7 protein-coding genes are annotated in these 6,205 nt (G+C 56.2%); all 7 read left to right on the top strand.

All coding sequences use genetic code 11. The features are described 5' to 3' along the window. Nucleotides 1–1,887, top strand: a 1,887-nt coding sequence (gene leuS / locus SMC5_RS02120; protein WP_119119401.1) for a leucine--tRNA ligase, incomplete at its 5' end; no start/stop codon positions are given. Nucleotides 1,888–1,909: 22 nt separating this feature from the next. Beyond that, entirely contained in the window at nt 1,910–2,122 is a 213-nt protein-coding gene (gene rpmF / locus SMC5_RS02115; RefSeq protein WP_119119400.1) for a 50S ribosomal protein L32, read from the top strand. Between the two features lie 3 nt (nt 2,123–2,125). Further along, the gene (gene plsX, locus SMC5_RS02110) at nt 2,126–3,115 is read left to right on the top strand and encodes a phosphate acyltransferase PlsX (RefSeq protein ID WP_119119399.1); all 990 of its coding nucleotides are present in this window, start codon (nt 2,126–2,128) and stop codon (nt 3,113–3,115) included. Continuing rightward, on the top strand, nt 3,112–3,906 hold the full coding sequence (gene rnc / locus SMC5_RS02105; protein WP_119119398.1) for a ribonuclease III: 795 nt from the start codon (nt 3,112–3,114) through the stop codon (nt 3,904–3,906). The genes plsX and rnc overlap by 4 nt, the downstream gene beginning before the upstream one ends. After that, complete coding sequence (gene ftsY, locus SMC5_RS02100; RefSeq protein ID WP_119119397.1) at nt 3,903–4,874, top strand: signal recognition particle-docking protein FtsY; 972 nt, start codon at nt 3,903–3,905, stop codon at nt 4,872–4,874. The genes rnc and ftsY overlap by 4 nt, the downstream gene beginning before the upstream one ends. 57 nt (nt 4,875–4,931) lie before the next feature. Continuing rightward, on the top strand, nt 4,932–5,354 hold the full coding sequence (locus SMC5_RS02095) for a hypothetical protein (RefSeq protein ID WP_119119396.1): 423 nt from the start codon (nt 4,932–4,934) through the stop codon (nt 5,352–5,354). A gap of 9 nt (nt 5,355–5,363) precedes the next feature. Further along, a partial coding sequence (locus SMC5_RS02090) for a signal recognition particle receptor subunit alpha (protein ID WP_207798972.1) occupies nt 5,364–6,205 on the top strand: 842 nt, incomplete at its 3' end.

Here is a 6,205-nt window from a genome sequence, read left to right as displayed (position 1 = left end):
GACTACGCCGATCGTCTGGCCGACGACCTTGATACGGTGGACTGGCCCGAGCGTATCAAGATCATGCAGCGTAACTGGATCGGCAAGTCGGTTGGTGCCGAGGTTATCTTTGACATCGTGTCGGCCGGCGATGGCTCGAAGCATCCGGTAGCCATCTTCACAACCCGTCTGGATACAATCATGGGAGCCACGTTTCTTGTGCTGGCTCCTGAACATCTTCTGATCCATGAGATCGTTGCGAGCGAACAGCATGCCGAGGTCGATGCATATGTCGCGGCCAGCAAGACCAAGACGGAGATCGACCGCATGTCGACGGACAGGGAGAAGACAGGAGTCTTCACGGGGGCCTACGCGGTCAACCCGTTCTCTGGTGAGAAGGTCCCGGTCTGGATCGCCGACTATGTGCTCATGGGCTATGGCACAGGTGCCATCATGGCCGTTCCCGCTCATGACAGCAGGGATTTCGCATTTGCCGTCAGATATGACATCCCGATCCGTCAGGTCATCGGCTGGCCGGACGTCACATATGAGACGACTGCCTGGAATGATGCATACTCTGAGCACGGCGCGCTGGTGAATTCGGGGCGCTTCGACGGTCTGACGACGGAGGACGCCTTCGCGGCGATGGTCGCAGAGGGTGAAGCAAGGGGGTTTGCAAGGGCGCAGACCAACTACCACATGCGTGACTGGCTCATCAGCCGTCAGCGCTACTGGGGAGCTCCCATACCCATGATCCACTGCCCGAAGTGCGGAACAGTCCCCGTTCCTGAGGATCAGCTTCCAGTGCTATTGCCGGATGTACAGGCATACGAACCGAGCGGCACAGGCGAGTCACCTCTGGCCGGCATCAAGGAATGGGTCGAAACAACATGCCCTGTGTGCGGAGGACCAGCCCGGCGTGAAACGGACACCATGGACGGCTTCGCGTGTTCCTCGTGGTACGAGCTGCGGTACACCAGCCCTCACAACGACAAGGCGGCTTTCGACAGGGCGACCGTGGACTACTGGCTTCCTGTCGACCTTTACGTCGGTGGCGCCGAACACGCAGTCATGCATCTGCTGTATTCCCGGTTTTGGACCAAGGTCATGTACGACGAGGGCCTGGTCGGGTTCACGGAGCCGTTCGCTCGCCTCATGAACCAGGGAATGCTGCTTTCGTACGACGGGCAGAAAATGAGCAAGAGCAAGCATAACGTCATTACTCCCGACGAGGTTGTCGAGCAGTATGGTGCCGACACGTTGCGCTTGTATGAATTGTTCATGGCGCCGTTTGAACAGGAGGTCGCCTGGTCCAAGGAAGGCATTTCAGGTGCGCACCGCTTTACAAAGCGTTTGTGGGAGCTCGCGCAGCGGACCATCGAGGCATCACGGGAGGATCTGACGGATGCCTCGGTCCCGAAGCTCGAACTGCAGATCAATAAGCTGACCAAAAAAATCACCGAAGACATCGAGAAGTTCAAATTCAACACTGCAGTGGCCGCGTTCATGGAATACTTCAACTTCTTGTCCGAGACCGTACGGAACGACGAGACCATGCTGTCGACAGTCGAGTGGCAAACCGCGATGCGGCAGCTGCTTGTCATTCTCGCCCCTTTCGCTCCCCACATGACAGAGGAACTCTGGCAGGAGTACGGTTGCGAAGAGAGCATTCACAGACAGCCCTGGCCCGCCTGGGATGAGAGCAAACTTGTCCAGAACGAAGTAGAGGTCGCAGTGCAGGTCAATGGGAAGGTGCGTGGCTCGATGCTGGTTTCTTCCGACTCGACCGACGAGGAACTGGGAAGCCTGGCGCTCGCTCAGGATTACGTTGTCAAGTATACGGCCGGACACATTGTCAAGCGTGTCGTTGCAATCAAGGGAAAAATCGTTAATATTGTAGTTCAGTGACTCTCGATCAGGAGGAAGTTGAATGGCAAATCCAAAGAAGAAGATAACCCCCAGCAGGAAGGGCAATAGATACAGCAAGGTCAAGATGCGTTTCAGGAACAATCATAGCCCTCTTGTCCCTTGTGGGCATTGCAACAAGCCTATCCGTTCACATCACATTTGCCCGTACTGTGGGTATTACGATGGCAAGCTCGTGGTCAAACAGGAAGAGAAGAAGGGAAAGCCTGCTGCCTAACGTATGAAAGTTGCAGTCGATGCCATGGGGGGCGATTATGCCCCCCATGAGATTATCAAGGGGGCTGTAGAGGCTGCCCGCGAGTTTGGTATCACGGTCGTCTTCGTGGGCGATGAGGTCGCCATTAATCTTGAATTGTCCCAGTACCGTGAGGGTCAGCCCTTTTCGTACGAAGTGGTCCCAACGACCCAGGTCATTACGTTTCACGACCACCCATCCGAAGTACTGAGGACGCGCAAGGACTCGTCGTTGTACCGAGCCATCCAGTTGGTCGCAGAGAACAAGTGCCAGGCAATCGTCTCCGCCGGCAATACCGGCGCGCAGATGGCAATCTCCCTCTTTGTCCTCGGTCGTATTCGCGGCGTCCTTCGTCCCGGCCTTATCACGGCCATTCCATCGATCTCCGATGGACCGTTCTACTTCATCGACATTGGAGCGGTGGCTGATTGTGTTCCAGAGAATATTCTGCAGTTTGCGCGCATGGGTCAGGTCTACTATCGCCTCGTTACGGGCAAGGAGACGCCGACGGTTGGCCTCCTCAACATTGGCGAGGAAGCCGAGAAGGGGTCCCGCCAGATGATCGAGGCGCACAAGCTTCTGGCAGCCAGAAGCCCCGGGTTCATAGGCAACATTGAACCGAAAGAGGCTTTTCGACATGCTGCGGATGTTGTGGTCAGCGATGGGTTTACCGGCAACATTTTCATAAAAACCATGGAGAGTACGGCAGAAACACTGTTTGGTATGATGAAGACAGCGCTTGGCAGCTCCATCAAGGGCAAGGTAGGCGGTGTGCTGGCTCACAGCAATCTGCGGCTCGTCAAGGAGAAACTCGACTATAGCCAGTACGGCGGTGTCCCAATGTTGGGAGTCAAGGGTATCAGCATCGTCTGTCATGGCAGGTCCGATGCCACGGCCATCTATCACGCCATCCGTGTCGCCAGGAATGTCAGCGACGAAGGCCTTGTGACAAAGCTGGAGGCGCTCTGGAAATGACAGATAGCTTGAATCGGAGTCGCAGGACTGCTATTCATCGGATCGTCGTTCCGAAGGATGATTTTACCGGTGCCCTCGTGATGGAGCGGACCGAGGAATTCAACAAGACGCTCCCGGTGCCGTTCAAGAATCTTCGCTATCTGGTCGTCGCTCTCACGCACAGCTCATTCGCCAGTGAACACCACAGCTACACGTCGAACGAGAAGCTCGAATTTGTTGGTGACGGTGTCGTGAACTTCATTGTTGCCAAACTGTTGTTCCTGGAGTTTCCAGACGCCCGGGAGGGCGACCTATCCAAGATGCGCGCCGCACTGGTCAAAGAGCAGGGCATCTATGGGCGTGCGCTGGATCTTGGGCTTGACAGGTATCTGTTGCTGGGCAAGGGCGAAGACAAGTTGCGCGACGAACGCAAGCCCGCCATTCTTGCGGACGGCTTCGAGGCTCTTGTGGCTGCCATATACTTCGATAGTGGCATGCACGCGGCCGAGAAGTTCGTGACCATCGTATTCCACAAGGCAATAGCCGACCTGCACAACGGCGCGGTCCTGGACCATAAGACTGCCCTGCAGGAAGAGACGCAGCGGAGCATACGCCTGCTGCCGTCGTACGATACGGAGGTTGCGCGGGGCGAGGACGGATCGGACGTATTCACATCGCTGGTGCATGTTGGCAGTGTTCTCTATGGCGAGGGCCGTGGGTCATCCAAGAAGAAGGCCGAAGAGGACGCCGCTCGTGCGGCCCTTGAAGCTTTCGTTTCCGAACACCCACATCGAGGGGAGTCCGGTCAGTGAGCTTCCTGTTGCGTGTCAAGCAACTCTTTGGTGGGGACACGCCGGTGCAGGAGAAATCTCCGGTCGAGGCACATGAGATCGGAGCCGAACCACAGGAGCCGGTAGTATCAGCCGCCGCACAGACCGTAGAGCAGCAGGGCGGACGCGCTCGCCGCGAGGCGGCAGATTTCGATGCTCTGGAAGAGCTTTTTATCGACGCAGGCATCGACGTCGACACGACGATGGCTATCCTGCAGGAAGTGCGAAGGGGTGGACTGCTAGGCCGTCCCACAGCAGAACAGGTTATCGAGCGTATCCGTGGCAAGCTGAGCGCCGTGCTTGATCTGGACAGCACGCTGCACACAACGGGTTCACCTGCCGTCATCCTCGTTACAGGAGTCAACGGTGCAGGCAAGACCTCTTCAATCGCCAAGCTGGCAAACATGCTCAAGCAGCAGCATCGGACTGTCCTGCTGATCGCCGCCGATACTTTTCGCGCTGGGGCGGTTGACCAGCTTGCCATCCTCGCTGATCGCGTCGGCGTCCCAATGATGCGCTCGGTGGAGGGCCAGGACCCATCCAGTGTCGTGTTCAACGGACTTCAGAAAGCTGTGGCAGACAAGGTGGACGTCGTGGTGATCGACACGGCGGGTCGCCTCGAGAACAAGAAGAACCTTACGTTTGAACTGCAGAAAGTTGTCCGGGTCATTGAGACGAAGTTCGGGCTGCCATTGTCAGAGACGTTGCTGGTCATCGACGCGACGACCGGGGAGAATGCACTCATGCAAGCCCGCGCATTCAGTGAGGCGATCCCGATCTCGGGCATTATCCTCACGAAGATCGACTCCGGCGCGAAAGGTGGCAGTATCGTGAGCATTGCGCGTGAACTGCGCATCCCGATAAAGCTGGTCTGCAATGGTGAAACACTTATGAGCATAAAACCATTTGACAAAGACGATGTTGTGAACATGATATTGCTGTCGGAGTAGGCATCAATAGCAACAAAAACGTAGCTATTCCATCATATCCCGGTAAGGAGTTGAACTATGCAGAGTAAGGCGAAAGAAAAGGTGTACATTACTCCTGGTCACGAGAAGAAGATCAAGCGCAAGGAAGAGATCGGTGAGTTGCTTGAGTTCTACTCGGGCCTGCTCACCAAGAAGGAGCTCGGGGTTCTGGAACTCTACATTCAGCCGAACTACTCCGGCGCCGAGGTCGCCCGCAAATTGCGGATTTCACGACAGGCTGTCCATGACCACATCCGTCGCTCACTTGGACGCATGAGGCGCTGCGAGAACAAATTGCAGCTTATCGCCAACTACAAGAAGAACGTTGTAATGTTCCGGAAGATCATGTCCAAACTTGACCAGTGCTGTGAGCAGTCGCACAGTGGCGAAGGCAAACAGACGCTTGACGAGTTAAAGACCCTGTTCGAGAAGCTGATCAACCGCAACAGCCACGAGCTGTAGGAATGCCGAGTGTTTGAATCCGTAAAGAAAGCGTTCGGTGGGGTCTTCGATGGACTGCGCCGCAAAGGTCTGCTGTCGCAGGGAGACATCGATGCGGCGCTTGCCGAGGTCAAGCTGGGCTTGCTTGGCGCTGACGTCGATTATCGGGTCGTCAAGTCGTTTATCGCACGGACGCGTGAGGCATGCCTGGACGAGAAGGTCCTCAAGAGTATCACGCCCGGTGACCAAGTGGTCAAGGTTCTCTATGAACAGCTGACGCAGGCACTTGGAGGACAGGGCGGCAAAGGCATCGCTATAACGCACATCCCGTATCGGGTCATGCTTGTGGGCCTTCAGGGGTCTGGCAAGACGACGACACTGGGCAAGCTGGCGCTTCTCTTCAAGAAGGAAGGCCACTACCCTCTTCTGATTCCTGGAGACTACGGCCGGCCGGCCGCCTACCAGCAACTACAGAAGCTGGCGTCTGATGCAGGGGTCGAGTTCTACGGCGAACATGCCGGGAGTCTGGCGGATCTCGTTCACGGTGCTGATCGATTTGCCCGGGAAAAATCCTTGGATGTCCAGCTTCTGGACACGCAGGGACGCCATGATTTCGACACCGAACTCATGGATGAACTGCAGACGGTTACTGCGTTGTATCACCCTGACGAAACGCTGATTGTTCTCGATTCGATGATCGGATCAAAAGCTATTCCGCTTTCGCAGAGCTTTAACAAGGTTGCGCCGCTTACCGGGGCGATCTTCACGAAGTTCGATTCACCCGCACAGGGCGGTGCCGTGTTGTCTTTCAAAGAGTCCATTGGCAAACCTATCAGGTATGTCGGAGTCGGAGAGCATTTACAGGACCTCGA

This window comes from Candidatus Cryosericum odellii (genome assembly GCF_003570935.1).
Lineage (GTDB): Bacteria > Caldisericota > Caldisericia > Cryosericales > Cryosericaceae > Cryosericum > Cryosericum odellii.
The sequence above is the reverse complement of the archived record's forward strand: the minus strand, read 5'-3'. Positions and strand labels throughout refer to the sequence as shown.